The sequence below is a fragment of the Streptomyces sp. NPDC102283 genome, assembly GCF_044766265.1.
In the GTDB taxonomy this organism is placed as follows: domain Bacteria; phylum Actinomycetota; class Actinomycetes; order Streptomycetales; family Streptomycetaceae; genus Streptomyces.
On sequence record NZ_JBIWLQ010000018.1, the window covers coordinates 109850 to 123093 of the forward strand.

The 13244-nt window shown below is 68.6% G+C and carries 12 protein-coding genes, 1 tRNA gene and 1 pseudogene; 10 read left to right on the forward strand and 4 right to left on the reverse strand.

Annotated elements, in window-relative coordinates:
• Positions 1-62 precede the first annotated feature (62 nt).
• The 3 genes from ACIRJT_RS29930 (at position 63) to ACIRJT_RS29940 (ending at position 3075) form a co-directional block, all read left to right on the forward strand.
• Entirely contained in the window at positions 63-1268 is a 1206-nt protein-coding gene (locus ACIRJT_RS29930) for a DNA polymerase III subunit delta' (protein WP_403915140.1), read from the forward strand.
• Between the two features lie 79 nt (positions 1269-1347).
• Entirely contained in the window at positions 1348-2877 is a 1530-nt protein-coding gene (locus ACIRJT_RS29935; protein ID WP_403915143.1) for an alpha/beta hydrolase, read from the forward strand.
• A gap of 124 nt (positions 2878-3001) precedes the next feature.
• Positions 3002-3075, forward strand: a tRNA-Thr gene (locus tag ACIRJT_RS29940).
• A gap of 607 nt (positions 3076-3682) precedes the next feature.
• Here the strand turns inward: ACIRJT_RS29940 and ACIRJT_RS29945 are convergent.
• Both ACIRJT_RS29945 and ACIRJT_RS29950 read right to left on the reverse strand, forming a co-directional pair.
• On the reverse strand, positions 3683-4237 hold the full coding sequence (locus tag ACIRJT_RS29945; RefSeq protein ID WP_361333251.1) for a hypothetical protein: 555 nt from the start codon (positions 4235-4237) through the stop codon (positions 3683-3685).
• 296 nt (positions 4238-4533) lie between these two features.
• Positions 4534-4683, reverse strand: a complete 150-nt coding sequence (locus ACIRJT_RS29950; protein ID WP_403915314.1) for a hypothetical protein — start codon at positions 4681-4683, stop codon at positions 4534-4536.
• Between ACIRJT_RS29950 and ACIRJT_RS29955 the strand changes: the two genes are divergently transcribed.
• The 6 genes from ACIRJT_RS29955 (at position 4645) to ACIRJT_RS29980 (ending at position 10338) form a co-directional block, all read left to right on the forward strand.
• Positions 4645-5277 (forward strand): hemolysin III family protein, encoded by a 633-nt coding sequence (locus ACIRJT_RS29955; protein ID WP_403915296.1) that lies wholly within the window; start codon positions 4645-4647, stop codon positions 5275-5277. The genes ACIRJT_RS29950 and ACIRJT_RS29955 overlap by 39 nt on opposite strands.
• Positions 5278-6486: 1209 nt before the next feature.
• Positions 6487-6825, forward strand: coding sequence for a MerR family transcriptional regulator (locus tag ACIRJT_RS29960; protein WP_403915145.1), 339 nt, complete (start codon positions 6487-6489; stop codon positions 6823-6825).
• A gap of 648 nt (positions 6826-7473) precedes the next feature.
• Positions 7474-7677 (forward strand): cold-shock protein, encoded by a 204-nt coding sequence (locus tag ACIRJT_RS29965; protein WP_151512159.1) that lies wholly within the window; start codon positions 7474-7476, stop codon positions 7675-7677.
• 324 nt (positions 7678-8001) lie between these two features.
• Positions 8002-9519, forward strand: coding sequence for a DEAD/DEAH box helicase (locus tag ACIRJT_RS29970; protein ID WP_403915148.1), 1518 nt, complete (start codon positions 8002-8004; stop codon positions 9517-9519).
• A gap of 46 nt (positions 9520-9565) precedes the next feature.
• On the forward strand, positions 9566-9970 hold the full coding sequence (locus tag ACIRJT_RS29975; RefSeq protein ID WP_403915151.1) for a CBS domain-containing protein: 405 nt from the start codon (positions 9566-9568) through the stop codon (positions 9968-9970).
• Between the two features lie 56 nt (positions 9971-10026).
• Complete coding sequence (locus ACIRJT_RS29980) at positions 10027-10338, forward strand: SCO5918 family protein (protein WP_069752083.1); 312 nt, start codon at positions 10027-10029, stop codon at positions 10336-10338.
• A 103-nt stretch (positions 10339-10441) separates the two neighbouring features.
• Here the strand turns inward: ACIRJT_RS29980 and ACIRJT_RS29985 are convergent.
• Positions 10442-10794, reverse strand: a pseudogene (locus ACIRJT_RS29985) (hypothetical protein).
• Between the two features lie 1253 nt (positions 10795-12047).
• On the opposite strand from ACIRJT_RS29985, the gene ACIRJT_RS29990 reads away from it, so the two are divergent.
• Positions 12048-12392 (forward strand): PRC-barrel domain containing protein, encoded by a 345-nt coding sequence (locus tag ACIRJT_RS29990; protein WP_403915154.1) that lies wholly within the window; start codon positions 12048-12050, stop codon positions 12390-12392.
• 401 nt (positions 12393-12793) lie between these two features.
• Here the strand turns inward: ACIRJT_RS29990 and ACIRJT_RS29995 are convergent, their stop codons facing one another.
• A complete protein-coding gene (locus tag ACIRJT_RS29995; RefSeq protein ID WP_403915156.1) occupies positions 12794-13210 on the reverse strand; it encodes an ATP-binding protein in 417 nt (138 codons plus the stop codon).
• Between the last annotated feature and the right edge of the window lie 34 nt (positions 13211-13244).

A 13244-nucleotide genomic window follows, 5' to 3' on the forward strand; every position in this document is an offset into this window, starting at 1 on the left:
GGAAGCCACGACGCACCGCGGCTCCGCGGCACCGCACGACACCACCGGAAGGGCGGTGACCCATGACCGTATGGGACGACCTGGTCGGACAGACCCGCGTGCAGGAACAGCTCGCCGCCGCCGCCAAGGACGCCGACGCCCTCGTCACCGCGGTGTCCGACGGCAAGCCGCTGGACCAGGGCTCGAAGATGACGCACGCCTGGCTGTTCACCGGACCGCCCGGTTCCGGCCGGTCCACGGCGGCACGGGCCTTCGCCGCCGCGCTCCAGTGCACGAGCCCGGACCGGGCGCTGGGAGGCGTGCCCGGCTGCGGGTTCTGCGACGGCTGCCACACCAGCCTGATCGGCACGCACGCCGACGTCCAGATCATCCGTACGGACCTGCTCTCCATCGGTGTGAAGGAGACCCGCGACCTGGTCCGGCGCGCCCAGCTCTCCCCGGCGGTCGGCCGGTGGCAGGTCATCGTGATGGAGGACGCCGACCGCCTCACCGAGGGCGCCGGCAACGTCCTGCTGAAGGCCGTCGAGGAGCCCGCGCCACGCACGGTCTGGATGCTGTGCGCCCCCTCGCTCGAAGACGTCCTGCCCACGATCCGTTCCCGCTGCCGGCACCTCACCCTGAGCACCCCGCCGGTGGAGGCGGTGGCCGACGTCCTGATCCGCCGCGACGGCGTCGACCCCGAGCGGGCGCACTCCGCTGCGCGCGCCACCCAGGGGCACATCGGCCGGGCGCGCCGTCTCGCGACGGACGAGCGGGCGCGGGCGCGGCGGGCGGCGGTGCTGAAGGTTCCGCTGCGGGTCGCCGACGTCGGCGGCTGCCTCAAGGCGGCCCAGGAGCTGATCGACACGGCCACCGACGACGCCAAGCAGATGGCGGAGGAGGTCGACGTCAAGGAGACCGAGGACCTCAAGGCGGCGCTCGGCGGGGTGGCCGGGGGCCGGATGCCGCGCGGCACAGCGGGGGCGATGAAGGAGCTGGAGGACAAGCAGAAGCGCCGCAAGACCCGTACGCAGCGGGACAGCCTCGATCTGGCGCTGACCGAGCTCACCGGCTTCTACCGCGATGTGCTGGCGCTCCAGCTCGGCTCCCGGATCGCCATCGCCAACGTCGACGTGCAGGACTCCCTCGACCGGATCGCGGAGTCCTCGACGCCCGCGCAGACCCTGCGCAGGATCGAGTCCGTGATCGCCTGCCGCGACGCGATGGACCGCAACGTGGCGCCGCTGCTCGCGGTGGAGGCGATGACGATGGCGCTGCGGGCGGGCTGAGGGGGTCCTGCCGCGGTCCCTGTTCACCCGAATGCGCAGGGAATCGGACGACTCGTCACCCGGCGGATACGCTCCCTGAATGGATACCAGGCGGCTGCTCCGCACCTTCGCCCTCGGGATCGGCACTGCCGGCCTCCTCATCTCCGGCTGCAGCGGCAGCGGCTCGTCGCCGAGCGCTTCGGCCACCGGCACCGCGGCTCCCGAGGGGCTGTCGTCGTACTACGCGCAGAAGCTGAGCTGGCGCGACTGCGGGGTGGAGGGGTTCGAGTGCACGACGATGAAGGCGCCGAAGGACTACGACCAGCCGGATGACGGCGACATCGAACTCGCCGTCTCCCGCAAGAAGGCCACGGGACCGGGCCAGCGGATCGGATCCCTCCTGGTGAATCCTGGCGGCCCCGGCGGCTCCGCGATCGGCTATCTCCAGGGGTACGCGGCACTGGGTTATCCCGCCCAGGTGAGGGCCCGCTACGACATGGTGGCGATCGACCCGCGCGGCGTGGCCCGCAGCGAACCCGTCGAGTGCCTCACGGGGCCGGAGATGGACGCCTACACCCAGGTCGACCAGACGCCCGACGACGAGGCGGAGGTCAAGAAGCTGAGCGCGTCCTTCCAGAAGTTCGCGGCGGGCTGCGAGAAGCGGAGCGGCGAGATCCTCCCGTACGTGTCCACCGTCGACACGGCCCGTGACATGGACGTCCTGAGGGCCCTGCTCGGCGACGAGAAGCTGCATTACGTCGGGGCCTCGTACGGGACCTTCCTGGGGGCCACCTACGCGGACCTCTTCCCGGAGCGGGCGGGCCGCCTCGTCCTGGACGGTGCGATGGACCCCTCCCAGAAGGCCGTCGACATGAACCGCGACCAGACGGCGGGCTTCGAGGGCGCCTTCCAGTCCTTCGCCGCCGACTGTGTCGAACAGCCGGACTGCCCGCTCGGCACCACGTCCACCGCCGACGCGGCGACCGCGCTGAAGCAGCTCTTCAAGGACCTGGACGCCAAGCCCGTCCCGACCGGCGACGACCGCAAGCTGGGCGAGTCCCTGGCCACCACCGGGGTGATCGCCGCCATGTACGACGAGGCGGCCTGGCCCCAGCTCCGCGAGGCGCTCGCGGGCGCGCAGCGCAGCGACGGCTCCGGCCTCCTGTCCTTGGCCGACAGCTACTACGAGCGCGAGCCGAACGGGAAGTACGAGAACCTGATGTTCGCCAACGCCGCCGTGAACTGCCTCGACCTTCCGCCCGCCTTCGACGGCCCCGACGCGGTCGAGAAGGCGGTCCCGGACTTCGAGAAGGCCTCCCCGGTCTTCGGGCGCGGCTTCGCCTGGGCCTCCCTGAACTGCGCCTACTGGCCCACCGAGGCCACGGGCACCCCGCACCGCACCGAGGCGAAGGGCGCCGACCCGATCGTGGTCGTCGGCACCACCCGCGACCCGGCCACCCCGTACAAGTGGTCCCGCTCCCTCGCCGAGCAGCTCTTCTCCGGCACCCTGCTCACCTACGAGGGCGACGGCCACACCGCGTACGGCCGGGGCAGCGACTGCATCGACACGGCGATCAACACCTACCTCCTGGAGGGCACCGCGCCCACCGACGGCAAGAAGTGCACCTGACACCCTGCCCCTCCAACCTGCCCTGAGCAGCGCGAACACCTCCGGGGACGCTGTGTGCGGAGCACCCCGAGAAACTGTGTAGACTTGGCCCCGCTGCTGATCGCACCATGGTGCGACAGGGCGCGCCGCCTTAGCTCAGTTGGCCAGAGCAACGCACTCGTAATGCGTAGGTCTCGGGTTCGAATCCCGAAGGCGGCTCAGAAGAACCCCAGGTCACATAGCCGGTGACCTGGGGTTTTCTCTTTTGATGATCGTGACATCGCGGTAGATCCATCACTGATGGCCTGTTCGTCTCGATGCGTAGGTCGCAGGTTCGTTTCGCTGTCGCCTGTAAGTTCCTGCAAGGTCATGACCTGCAGTTTTGGTGCAGTTGAGCCCTTCGGTGACTAGTGGTCACTTGCTCCGGTGGACTGCCGGTGGACAAGCGTGCTGACGCTGCCTCAGGGAAGCCGCGCCTGCCGTGGGTAAGGGGAAGGTTCAGGGGCCTGCGGAGGGGCGGTTCGGCCGGAGAGCTCGCTGTGCTGGTCCGACATATGGAAGAAGCCTCTTAGCAGCTGGAAGAAGCCTGTTAGCAGCAGCAGCTGCCTGTCGTTGTTCCCTCCAGCCTGCTGGTCGCCCGTCGGCCGTCACCTCCCTCGCTGTGTGCGGGGGGTGCGGCGACCGCTTGCGGGCTGGCTTTAAGGGGAAGCGCCTTGTGGTGTGCCGCAGGGGTGCGGCATGGCACTCACGACAGCTGTGAGCCCGGGCCAGCGGCTGTCGTACGCCACAGACGCGCCGTTGCCGAGGCCAGCGCGAGAGCCTGTTCTCAGACGTTCGACCAAGCCTTGAGGAAGGCCTTCCGCCCTACAGGATCGTCCGACCTGCGGTCGGCGTGCAGGACATGCCAGGCGGTGAGTTCGAGATCGCGGATCCATAGTTCGCCGATGACTTGTGTCTTGAGGTCGGGAAGGTGGTCGGACTCGATGAGGGCTTGGCCGATCACCTCTCCGGCTGCGAGACGTTGTGGCGGGGTCATCTCGTCGACGGCAGAGAGAATCTGTCGGGCCAGGGTGGTTCCCTCGCCGGTCAGTGACTCGAGTACGCCCGCCTTGATAGTGGCGGGCAGCAGGTAGGCCGTGCCCGAAGACCTCCACAGGTCCGACCAGAAGCGTTCTCCGGCCTCGGTGGGGGCAGGGAGCGCGGCCAGCAGTCCGAGGAGATGGCCGATTGCCGCATAGCCACCGGAGTGGGCAGCTGCGACGACTGCGATGCCCGCGACGCGCTCCACGTCGACCTGGCCGGCTTCCGAAGCGGGGCCCAGCTGATGTTCCAACTGGTCGGCCAGAGGTGCGGACAGGTGGGGGTGGACTTCAGGAAGCATGGGCGCTCCTTGCGGGTGGGCGAGCGGAGATGCCGCTTCGGAAGCTCTGATCGTTCCCCACGGCCGGTCCGTCTACTCAGCTCCGGCAGGCCGAACCGACGTCGGGGTCGCGGGGGGGTTTGCACGACGGCGTTGGGCCCCATGGGCGACAAGCCCATTCTCCCGGACCTCTTGAAGGGTTTCGCGTGGGCCTTTTTGGCATGAGTGCATGATTGCCAGTGACGCTCATGAGCTCGGTGAAGGCCGGGAAGCCGTGTCCCGCGATGCGGCCGGAGCCGGAGGTGTCCCGCGTCGGCTCAAGGCGTGGAGAGCGCGGCGAAGTCGCTCAGCCCCGCGAAGCGCAGGGTGGCGATGGGGCGAAGAGCGGTCATCCGGTCGCTGCTCTGGTGGGGCAGGCCGTCAACCTGGTGGAGCCGGTCAAGCCGAGGCTGCGTGGCTGGCTGCATGCGGGGATGGCCCCCGCCTCTTTGACCGCGGGCATCGCGCTCATCGGGTTGGCTCGCACGCCGCAGGCGGTCTGGGCCCGCACCGTCTACGCCGTCACTGCCTGGTTGCTGTTCGGGACAAGCGCCACCTACCACCGCGGTACCTGGGGGCCACTGGGGGAGGCTCTTCTGCGACGTCTCGACCACGCCAACATCTTCTTGATCATCGCCGGTACCTGCACCCCTCTGGCCGTGCTGCTCCTGCCGCCCAACGACAGATCCGTGCTGCTGTGGACCGTGTGGGCCGGCGCGTCGGTCGGCATCGCGTTCCGGGTCCTGAGGGTCGGAGCGCCACGCTGGCTGTACACCCCGTGCTACCTGGCTCTGGGGTGGGCGCCGGTGCGGTATCTGGCCGACTTCCTGCACACCGGAGGAGCGGCTGTACTCACCCTGACCGTGGTCGGCGGTCTCCTCTACAGCGCCGGCGCGGTCGTCTACGCAATCCAGCGACCCGACCCATCACCTTGCTGGTTCGGGTTCCATGAGGTGTTCCACGCGCTCACTGTGGCAGCGTTCACCGTGCACGACATCGCCATCCTCTTGGCCGCTTACTGAACAGCCGCCGCTCTCGAGGGGCGATCCGCCGTGCTGCCGGCCACGATGCTCTTGGCGAGGTGTTCCAGGGCCGCCGTGTTACCGGGCGAGGTCGGCGCTGACGGCCACCGGGTGTCCGGTGAGCCACCGCGGTGGCGCGGGCGAGTGGGCTGAGCACGGGCGGTCGGAGCCTCCGGTGTCGCCGTTCAGGTCGGTGGTGCGCATACGCAGCGCCGCAGGCCGCTGTCGTAGCGGCCACCGTGATGCTGTCCGGGCAGGCGTATAGGCGAGCAGGTCCAAAGGGCAGGTGACATCGCCGAGCGGGCAGGTGAGACGTCGACGCTCATCGTGTCCACCAGGCCCCCTGGTCTCCGTCGGCCGTGCTGGAGCCCTCCTGTCTGAACCGGGGCCTGTGTCCTGTCCGGCCGCGCTCCGACCGGATGTGCCCAGCTGCGGGTAACGGCCCTGGTCGAGTGCAAGGGTCTTGGCTGGGATGACCCATCTGCGCTCCGCCGGTGGCTCAGGCGGAGAGCCTTTCTCGCTAGCGCGTGAATATCTGTGCTGGCCGAGGTAGACATTGAGGTGCGTGGTGGTTATGGTTTCTCTCGTAAGCAAGAAGGACGACACGGCCTGGTAGAGATGAACTACCGGGCAGCAGTACTCAGCAGTTGCAGTGTGCAGGTCGGTGCGGTGGTGGAGTTCCGAAGCCGGTGTCGTTGCAGGATGGCGACGGGGCTGACGACCGGACCGGGTGGCCCGCCGTCTTCAGGGGCTGCCGTACGCAGGAAGCAAGTGCAGTCCGCAGTACCAGTGGTCCCTCGGTAAATGGCGTCAGGCTGCGGCGCGCGTACCGGGAAGTTCGGCAGTGGGGTTCCAAGCCAGAGCAGATGCAGGGCGGGCGACGGGGCTGGCTGCCGAAGTGGCGCTGTGAGAGGCCACCATGAGTACGGAAGTGGTTTGTCCAGAGGGAAAGAACGGAGGAGTCGAGCGCCATCAGGATCGCCCGGGCGGAAGTGTTGGGCCCGGGTACCGCAGGACATCGTGAGTGAGGTGGTCTCCGGTCAAGCAACCGCGATCCCCGCAACCTTCGGATCTCTTTCCGGCAGGTATGCGGAAACACAGAGCCGGCGTAGCCGATCAAAGCCGGCTGATGGTGTAGCAGTTCCTTCGGGGCCCGGGTGCCACATGGCACCCGGGCCCCTCCGACGCGTGTTCCACAGGAAGGTACAGATGACAGCAGACGACTCGTTCGGCCGCCTCGACGACGACGACTACCCCGCCTACACCATGGGCCGGGCAGCCGAGATGCTCAACACCACACAAGGGTTCCTCCGCGCCATCGGCGAAGCCCGCCTCATCACCCCACTGCGCTCCGCGGGCGGCCATCGCCGCTACTCCCGTTACCAGCTCCGCATCGCCGCCCGCGCCCGCGAGCTCGTCGACGGCGGTACCCCGATCGAGGCCGCCTGCCGCATCGTCATCCTTGAGGACCAACTCGAGGAAGCCCAGCGCATCAACGCCGAACACCACCGAGGCACCAAGCCGCCCGGCATGCCGACCTCGGCCTGAAGCGCCGCACGTCCGGTGGAAGACCGGCAGGTGTCGGACTCACCTGCCGGAAGTGCGCTCAAGGGGCGTCCCCCTTGCGGTCGTCATGCTCGAAAGGATGCTCTCGTCTTCGGCGTGGGTGCTCTGTCGCGCCGCTGCTTCTTCGCGAAATACGTCCATCGGCTGGTCGGGGCGGCGTCTGCAGGCGGCTTCAACCCAGTGAAGGGCTTTGGCCGCGACGTCAGAGGCAGCTTCCCGGAGGCGTACCGCCCCGTTCGTGCCCTTCGGGCTACCGTGAACTCCAGTCTGCCGCCGCCGGCAAACGGTCGGCATCCCCGCGCTGTTAAGGGTGAAGCCCCTTCCGGCAACGCTGTGCTCGGGGCGGGCCGATATCTATGGCCGCGGCGTGAGAGTTCAATGCGCCGCGCTGGGAGTGTTTTTACCGCAGCAAAGAGACTGGAATTTTTCACCGTACGCGGACCATTACGGCATGCTACTGTCGATCTCGGTTGCAGTTGTGGTTCCCAAAACTTCAAGCTTTCGCGTGGGTATTTCCGACCACTGGAAGCTTCATTGTATTTCCGGTTTCCTCCGGGCGGGGCATCATCGCGGCGACGCGGTATCCGTGCATCACGGATCCCGACGTACCTGCCCCGAAGGAGATGTGACATGGCGTCAGGCACCGTGAAGTGGTTCAACGCAGCCAAGGGTTTCGGCTTCATCGAGCAGGACGGTGGCGGCGCTGACGTGTTCGCCCACTTCTCGAACATAGCCGCTCAGGGCTTCCGTGAGCTGCTCGAAGGCCAGAAGGTCACCTTCGACATCGCACCGGGCCAGAAGGGCCCGACGGCCGAGAACATCGCTCCCGCCTGACGCTGACGCGCACTTCGTGGCTGGGGCCCGCACCCTTCGGGGTGCGGGCCCCAGCCCCGGGCATTCTCCCGAGTGGTGCCACCTGCGGTGAAACTTTCGCCCGCAGAGTCTTCTCACTGCCCACTCCTCCCGAGCCCTGCCTGCCGGTGAAACTCGGTTCCTCGCCCCTACGGCGTCGCCCGTTCCATGGCCTGCCTCCCCATACGGGATCAACCGCAGGTCCTATTTGATTCCCCATTCTGCTCGGCCCGTTCTTGTGATTCCCCGCGCTGTTCTTCCGCTGCGGGAATTCCTTGATACGTGCCGTATCAAGGAAGGTTCTGAATGAACCCCACACGTACGAACAATCGCTCTTCCCGTGCCCGCAGCCGTACTGCCGACTCCGGCCGAGGCGGTAGCCGCTTCGGCTCGACCGCCCCGACCCGTTCCGCTGCCCCGGCCCGTTCCGGCGGTTCGGGCCGCTCGGGTGGTCATGGGCGGCGGCCCGCCGCGGTCCAGGGCGAGTTCGCCCTGCCGGTCACGGTCACTCCCGCGCTGCCCGCCGTCGAGGCGTTCGCCGACCTCGACATGCCCGCCCCGCTGCTGGCGGCGCTGACCGCGCAGGGGGTGAGCGTTCCGTTCCCGATCCAGGGGGCGACCCTGCCCAACACCCTCGCGGGCCGCGACGCCCTGGGACGCGGGCGCACCGGCTCCGGCAAGACCCTTGCGTTCGGACTGGCCCTGCTGGCCCGTACCGCCGGTCAGCGGGCCGAGCCCCGTCAGCCGCTGGCCCTGGTCCTCGTGCCGACGCGTGAGCTGGCCCAGCAGGTGACCGACGCCCTGGCCCCCTACGCCCGCTCGGTGAGGCTGCGCCTTGCCACCGTCGTCGGCGGAATGTCGATCGGGAGGCAGGCCAACGCACTGCGCGGTGGTGCCGAGGTCGTCGTGGCGACGCCGGGCCGGCTCAAGGACCTCATCGACCGCGGTGACTGCCGACTTGACCAGGTCGCGATCACCGTCCTGGACGAGGCCGACCAGATGGCCGACATGGGCTTCATGCCCCAGGTCACCGAGCTTCTGGACCAGGTCCGCCCCGAGGGCCAGCGGATGCTCTTCTCCGCCACCCTGGACCGCAACGTCGACCGCTTGGTCCGCCGCTACCTCACCGACCCGGTCGTCCACTCCGTCGACCCCTCCGCCGGGGCGGTCACCACGATGGAGCACCACGTCCTGCACGTGCACGGCACCGACAAGCACCGCACGACGACCGAGATCGCGGCGCGCGAGGGCCGGGTGATCATGTTCCTGGACACCAAGCGGGCTGTGGACAAGCTCACCGACCACCTGCTGGCCAGCGGTGTGAGGGCCGCCGCTCTGCACGGCGGCAAGGCGCAGTCGCAGCGCACCCGGACCCTGACCCAGTTCAAGACCGGGCACGTCACGGTGCTCGTGGCCACGAACGTCGCCGCCCGCGGCATCCACGTCGACAACCTCGACCTCGTCGTCAACGTCGACCCGCCGACCGACCACAAGGACTACCTCCACCGCGGCGGCCGAACCGCGAGGGCAGGGGAGTCCGGCAGCGTCGTCACGCTGGTCACTCCCAACCAGCGCCGCGACATGACTCGCCTCATGACCGCCGCCGGCATCGTGCCCCAGATCACCCAGGTTCGCTCCGGCGAAGAGGCACTCGGCCGCATCACCGGCGCCCAGGCCCCCTCCGGCATTCCTGTGACGATCGCCGCGCCGGTAGTCGCGCGGCGTGTGCGCAGCCGCAGCGCATCCTCTCGCGGCCGGCGCAGCCCCGCCTCCGCGGCCCGGCGCGTGACCGCACATCAGTCCTCCTTCGACGCCGCAGCCTGAGAACTCCGTGATCCGGAAACTCACCCACCACTGCAGGAGGCACCTTTTGACGTTCGTCCAGATGCAGCCCCGCACGACGAAGGCCACTGCCGTAGGCAGGACGGTGGCCGACACCATGGACACCGCCGGGCCGCAGGTCTGTGATGACATGACCGTCGAGGTCGCCCTGTCCGTCATGGCCAGTGCCCGCACCGGGCATCTGCTTATCTGCGACGACAGCGGCCGGTGTACCGGACTGGTCACCCACGCCCGCCTTGCAGCAGTTCGTGACGGCTCCGCGTACTCGGACAGGGTCCGGTTGCGGGACATCCTCGGCGACCGCGGACCGTTCACCTCACCGGTGACCACCATGGCCGAAGCCGGCCACATGATGCGCTACAACCAAGTCGATGCCCTGCCCGTGGTCGACGAACACGGCAGCGCCCTGGGCGTCCTCGCCCTCGCCCGCTGAGCCGTCCCATCCGCGGCAGAACCACTCCCTCTTCGTTCCTCTCCCTGTGAGGCATCATGCGCTGTGTCATCGCCCGCTTCCCGTTCGACCTCACCAGGAGCGGCGTCCTGGAATCGATGAAGGGCATCAAGCCCGAGCACGCTCCCGGCGAGTCCGTGATCATCGGCCGACGGACCTACCCCGTCAAACAGGTCGGACAGGTCATCACACGCCAGGACCGCCGCGACTTCAGCGCAGGAGAGGTACTGCGGGCCATGACCCAGCTCGGCTTCACCTGCCGCGACCTCGCCCCGGCCCCCGCGCCCACTCGCGTTCTCAATCCTTTGCAGCAGGCATCCGCGATGCTCGGCGCCCCTGTGGCCGCTTGAGCGACGGGCAGGCGTGAGCCGCCGGCAAGCAGGGGTGAGGGGCCGCCCGGAGCATCCGGGCGGCCGCTCACCCCTGGCTGGAGCAGTCCGGCCCGGCAGTGTCTCAGTGGTCGGAGTAGCTGAAGTCGCCCAGGCGCTGACGTCCTCGATCGCGACCCGGTACATCCCGCCCGTCTCCGGGATCCCCACCGTGCCCTGCAGAATCCGCGCCACGTGGAAGTGCAGATGCGTGGGCGGCCCTTCCTCAGAGGCAGCGGTGGTGAACATGGCGGAAAAGTCGCCCAGGCGGGCCGAGTCCGCAAGGACCTTTGACACCCGCTGCCTCCGGACGGCCTCGGGTGCCAGCCGGCCCGTGATGACAGCTCCACCGGCGACCACGGTCGGGGCCATCTGATTGCTGCGCCCGGACTCCACCAGGGCGGCAACGTCAACAAGCAGCGCGTCAGGCTTCGACATGGAGCCGATTGTGTTCGTCGAACATTGGCAGGCTCTCCCGCGCTGCCGCTGCGAGCAGGACAGCACTGAGGCCCTGTTGCCGACAGGCGCTGAACCGCCTGTCGGCGGCACCGGAGCCGACGCTCCTCCTGCCCCGCGGGCGCCTGCTCCGAAAAGGAGACGAGTCGGCTTACCTCTGCACCGAGTCGATCCTCGCGCTCGGCACATGGTCCGTTACGGGCATGAGGCCGGGCACCCCCGCCGGTGGAGTCCGTCGACGTCATAGCCGCTTCTTTGAGAAGACAGCTCGGAGCCCGGTCGGCGTGCCCGCGTGTACGTGCCTGGCGACACGGCTTTCCGGCCGAGCACGACAGGCGGGTTACCCCACCGCAGCGCACGGCTTACCTACTCGTGCAGGGCGAGGAGGTGGCAGGAGTGCCGGTGAGGGCCCGGCTCGGCGCAGCCGGAAGACATGAACTGCTTGTCCGTCCATGGACAGCAGGGAGAGGGCGGAGCGCGGTCGTGACCGACTTTCCGGCCTGGCGCGAGTGGAGCTCAAGGGACCGGAAGCGGAGGTGGCGAGGTGCCCGGCCAGCCCTGAGACACCGGTGCGGCGCGGACCACCTGGGGAGCCTTCAGCCGAACCGACCCCGCTGGGCCTCCCATGGGGCTTCTGCTTCCAGGTGGAGTCGGCGCAACGTGCCTTCCGTCTCACGCCTGAAGTGTTCGAAGGACACCAGACGCTGCCACAACGGGTCAGGACGGCAGGGGACGGCGGCTCCTTCGGATGACCATTCTTCGGCGAGCCGACTGTACAGAGGTGTACTCCCGTTCATCGCTTCGTCAGAGGCCTGCTCTCGGGCGTGAGCCGGGCCGCAGGCATGTTTGCCGCGCGCTTGCTCCGGAAGAAGAGGGCCCGCTCTGCGCTTGCCCCTGCCGGCCGGCGCGCTGCGGTTCGATTCGGCCCCTTGGTCATTCGTCACATATGCCAGAACGATTCCTCCACCTCTCCGGATACTGCTGCCGTGCTTTGCCGGCCTGCCCTGGCCCGCCCTTCACGCAACGGCCGCCTCCGCCACAGGGCCTTGGCTGTCACGGAAGCCACCACGCAACCCGCTCCGGCGGCAACCGACTTGGCCTGCGCGCACGCCGACCGCCGCATCGAATGGCTGATTGCCCGGCACGTGGCAGGGAAGGAAGAGACCGTCGTAGGAGACCAGGCCACCGTCCGCGGTCGGCCGGGATGAAGGGCTGGGTCGGTGAGCAGTATGTGGATGTACGCGCAGGACAGCGGTCACATGGATGGCCAGTCGCTGGTGGGATTCACCGTGGAGGCCGCGGACGGGGGCATCGGCCACGTAGACCGTCAGCAGGACCAGCCCGGCATGCAGCACTTGGTCGTCGACACCGGTGTGTGGAAGTTCGGCAGAAGCGTGCTGATCCCGGCCGGTGCTGTCATTGCCCTCGACACCAGGGCGCAGACGGTGAAGGTCGCACCGTCCCGGGAGGAGATCAAAGCCGCTCCCCGATTCACCACCGACAGCGAGACAGGTGATCCCGACTACCTGTCGGCGGTCGGTGACTACTACCTTTCTCTCCGCACCGCGCCCCTTCGCTGAACCTGGGCGCAGTCGGCGGGCCCGCCTACCAGGGCTGGTACTCCACCGCGACGGGACCGGCCCCGGCACGCCTGCCTCGGCAGCTTCGGTTTCGGTGTGCCGACAGACAGCCGCTCCGTCCCTGTGTTCGGGGCGGAGCGGCAGCGAGGGCGTCGGTCGTGCGTTGCGGTGGGATCAGAATGAGGTGAGTATCGCTCCCCCAGCCCCTCGCGTCATCCATCAGAGTGCCAAGTGGAGTCCGCGCAGACGCCTTTGCGTCCGCCACGAGTGATCGCCGCCTTGTTGCCGCAGATGCCCCGTACGCGCCCCGGAACGACCTCAGTGGCTTTCCTGTTCGGTCCTTCGGGCTTTCGCTGGCTCTGCGGTGATCCGACCCGGAGGTCTTGCTGCCCGTGGCAGCGTCAGCGGGAGAGGAGGGCCGTGACGGTCTTGCCTCCGGCTGCCCGGCGAGTGACCGCGGTCCTGCGGGCCAGGCGGTTGACCATGGGCCAGCCGAAGCCGCCGTCGGAACCGGTCACGTCGGGGGTCCGCATACGCGGCCATCGCGGACTTGCGTCGTCGACAGCGACCTCAATGGCGCCGAGGTGAGCGTTCAGACGGAGTGCGAAGGCGCCGCCGCCGTGGCGCAGGGCGTTGGTGACGAGCTCGGAGACCACCAGGACGAGGGTGTCCGCCACGTCCGAACAGGGCTTTGGGACCAGGCGGTCGGTGAAGGCCCGGGCGGCCTGGCGGGCTTGGCTGACGCCCGTTGCGCTGTTGCCCCGGACCGTGGCCGGTACGGGGGTCGCCTCTGAGATGGTGATCTTCGTGCTGTTCATGCGCGTACACCCCACCTGTGATCGGTCGTGGCGC